Here is a 3,988-nt window from a genome sequence, read left to right on the forward strand (position 1 = left end):
GTGGGGATGGCGTGCCGTTACCCGGGTGGGGTGTCCTCGCCGGAGGACCTGTGGCGGCTGGTGTCCGACGGCGTCGACGCCGTGACCGAGTTCCCCGTCAACCGCGGCTGGGACGCCGACGTCCTCTACAACCCCGACCGCGAGGCCTCGGGCACCAGCTACACCAAGGCCGGCGGCTTCCTGCACGACGCGGGCGCCTTCGACGCGGACTTCTTCGGGATGAGCCCGCGGGAGGCGGTGGCGACGGACGCGCAGCAGCGTCTGCTGCTGGAGACGACCTGGGAGGCGATCGAGCGGTCCGGGATGGACCCGGTCTCGCTGCGGGGCAGCCGGACCGGCGTCTTCGCCGGCGTCATGTACAACGACTACGGCAACATGCTCACCGACGAGCAGTACGAGGGCTTCCGCAGCAACGGCAGTGCTCCCAGCATCGCTTCCGGTCGTGTGGCGTACACGTTCGGGTTCGAGGGTCCTGCGGTGACGGTGGATACGGCGTGTTCGTCGTCGTTGGTGGCGTTGCACTGGGCGGCGCAGGCGTTGCGTTCGGGTGAGTGCTCGCTGGCGGTGGCCGGTGGTGTGACGGTGATGTCGACGCCGATGACGTTCGTGGAGTTCTCGCGTCAGGGTGGGTTGTCGGCGGACGGCCGGTGCCGTTCGTTCGCGGATGCGGCCGACGGGGTCGGCTGGTCCGAGGGTGTGGGTGTGCTGGTGCTGGAGCGGTTGTCGGACGCGCGGCGTCTTGGGCATCGGGTGCTGGCGGTGGTGCGGGGCAGTGCGGTCAACCAGGACGGTGCGTCGAACGGTCTGACGGCGCCGAACGGTCCGTCGCAGCAGCGGGTGATCCGGCAGGCGCTGGCCAGTGGGGGGCTGTCCGCCGGTGAGGTGGATGTGGTGGAGGCGCACGGCACGGGCACGACGCTGGGTGATCCGATCGAGGCGCAGGCGTTGATCGCCGCCTACGGTCAGGACCGGCCGGAGGGCCGGCCGTTGTGGCTGGGGTCGGTGAAGTCGAACCTGGGTCACACGCAGGCTGCGGCGGGTGTGGCCGGTGTGATCAAGATGGTGATGGCGATGCGGCACGGTGTGCTGCCGCGCACTCTGCACGTGGATGCGCCGTCGTCGCACGTCGACTGGTCGGCGGGTGCGGTGGAGCTGCTGACCGAGCCGGTGGAATGGGCGCAGGGTCCAGGGCCGCGTCGTGCGGGGGTGTCCTCGTTCGGCATCAGCGGCACCAACGCCCACCTCATCCTCGAACAACCCGAGTACGAGAGGGCGGATGAGGAGGACGCAGGAAACGGCGGACTCGCCTCGCTTGCCCCCGGCGTGGTGCCGTGGGTCCTCTCCGGCAAGACCGAGGCCGCCCTGCACGCCCAGGCCGCACGTCTCCTGGCCCGCGTCGAGGCCGCCCCCGAACTGCGTGCCGTGGACCTCGGCCGCTCCCTGGCCACACAGCGCTCCGTCTTCGACCACCGTGCCGTCGTCCTCGCCGACGACCGTGAGTCCGCCGTGCGAGGCCTGGCCGCGGTGTGCGTGGGGGAGAGCGACTCCGCCGCGATCGTCGGCGCGACCGAACAGGGCCGTACGGCGTTCCTGTTCTCGGGTCAGGGGTCGCAGCGGCTGGGTATGGGCCGTGAGCTGTACGGGCGTTTCCCGGTGTTCGCGGAGGCGTTCGACGCGGTGTGCGCGGGGCTGGACGAGCACCTGGACCGGCCGTTGCGCGAGGTGGTGTGGGGTGAGGACGAGGAGGTACTGAACCGGACCGTCTATGCCCAGGCCGGACTGTTCGCGGTCGAGGTGGCGTTGTTCCGGCTGGTGGAGTCGTGGGGTGTGCGGCCGGAGTTCGTGGCCGGGCATTCGATCGGTGAGGTGGCGGCCGCGCATGTGGCGGGGGTGTTCTCGCTGGCGGACGCGTGTGCGCTGGTGGCCGCGCGGGGCCGGTTGATGCAGGCGCTGCCGGCCGGTGGTGCGATGGTGGCGGTGGAGGCGACGGAGGCGGAGGTGCTGCCGCACCTGACCGGTGAGGTGTCGGTCGCGGCCGTCAACGGGCCTTCCTCGGTGGTGGTTTCGGGTGCCGAGGCCGCGGTGGAGGCGGTGGCGGAGGCATTCCGGGGGCTGGGTCGTCGTACGACCCGGCTGCGGGTGTCGCACGCCTTCCACTCGCCGCTGATGGAACCGATGCTGGACGACTTCCGCACGGTCGTGGAAGGACTGTCGTTCCGCACGCCCCGTATTCCCGTGGTCTCGAACGTCACGGGCACGCTTGCCGGTGACGAACAGCTCACCTCCGCCGCCTACTGGGTGGCCCATGTCCGTGAGGCCGTGCGCTTCGCCGACGGCATCCGCGCCCTGGCGGGCCAGGGCGTGACCCGTTTCGTGGAGTTGGGTCCGGACGGTGTGCTCAGCGGCATGGCCCGTGAGAGCGCCGGCGACGACGCCCTCCTCATACCCGTGCTGCGCAAGGACCGGGAGGAGATCACCACCGCTCTGCGAGCTCTGGCCGAGCTGCACGTCCGCGGCGGTCACGCCGACTGGGCCGCCGTGCTCGACGGAACGGGCGGGCGCCCGGTGGACCTGCCGACGTACGCCTTCCAGCACGAGTACTTCTGGCCCGTGGGATCCGCCACCGGCGCCGGTGACATCCGCCTGGCGGGCCTCGGCACCCCGGGCCACCCGCTGCTGGGCGCGGCCGTCGAGCTGGCCGGCACCGACGGGGTGGTGCTCACCGGGCGGCTGTCGCTCCAGTCACAACCGTGGCTGGCCGACCACGCGGTTGGGGGATCGGTGCTCGTGCCGGGCACGGCCCTGCTGGAGCTGGCCATCCGCGCCGCTGACGAGGTCGGCTGCGACACGGTCGAGGAACTGACCCTGCCGACCCCGTTCGTCCTGCCCGCCCACGGCGGCACCCGTATCCAGGTCACCGTCGGTGAAGCGGACGAGACGGGGCGCCGTAGCGTCGCCGTTCACTCGCGGCCCGACGGGGACGACGACCGCAGCCCCTGGACCGTGCACGCGCACGGCACACTGGCCGACGGGGCGACCGTCGCGCGTTCCGACTTCGACGTGTCCGTCTGGCCGCCGAAGGACGCCCACGAGGTCGACGTGACGGACTGCTACGAGCTGCTGGCCGAGGCCGGCCTCCGCTACGGTCCGGTCTTCCAGGGCCTGCGGGCCGCCTGGCGACGGGGCGACGAGGTCTTCGCCGAGGTGACGCTCAACGAGAACGTCGGCGGTGGCACCTACGGGCTCCACCCCGCGCTCTTCGACGCCGCCCTGCACGCCTCCTTCGCCTTCGGCGACGACGGTGACGGCACCGTGCTCGGTGGCGTGCCCTTCTCCTGGGAAGGCGTGCGCCTGCACGCGTCCGGCGCCTCGGCACTGCGCGTCCGGCTGACCAGGACCGGTGACGACTCCCTGGCCGTCGAGCTGGCCGACCCGGCGGGTGCTCCCGTCGCCTCGGTGGAGTCCCTCGTCGTACGGTCCGCCTCGGCCGTCGGCAGCGCGTCCGAGAACGGCGCGAAGTCCCTCTACCACGTGGACTGGGTGCCCGCCCGTGCCGTGACCGGTACTCCTTCTCCGTACCCCGTCGCACTGCTCGGCGACGAGGTCCTCGCTACGATCGCCGCCGACGCGGACGCTCCGGTCACCGCCACCGACCTCGATGCACTGGCCGGGGACGACGTGCCCGGCACGGTGCTGGTCGCCGTGACGAGTTCGCGGCCGGACGTCGTCGAGTCGGCGCACCAGGCGGCCGACCGGGCTCTGACCCTCGTACGGGACTGGCTGGCGGACGAGAGGTTCGCCGCTTCCCGTCTGGTCTTCGTCGTCGGTGCGTCCGAAGACGCCGAGGGCCTGACGGACGCCCCGGTCAGGGGGTTGGTCCGATCGGCCCAGCTGGAGCATCCGGGGCGGTTCGGTCTGCTGGACGTCGAGCCGGGCGCCGGGCTCACCTCTGGGCTGCTGGGCGCGGTGTTGGCTGTGGGGGAGGCCG

The 3,988-nt window shown here is 72.0% G+C and carries 1 protein-coding gene; it reads left to right on the top strand.

From position 1 onward, the window contains the following. Nucleotides 1-3,988 (top strand): type I polyketide synthase (locus tag ABTY20_RS34900; protein ID WP_352001157.1); only part of this gene is annotated, 3,988 nt, incomplete at both ends.

The sequence above is a fragment of the Streptomyces sp. NPDC126497 genome, from assembly GCF_040302425.1.
Classification (GTDB): Bacteria; Actinomycetota; Actinomycetes; order Streptomycetales; family Streptomycetaceae; genus Streptomyces.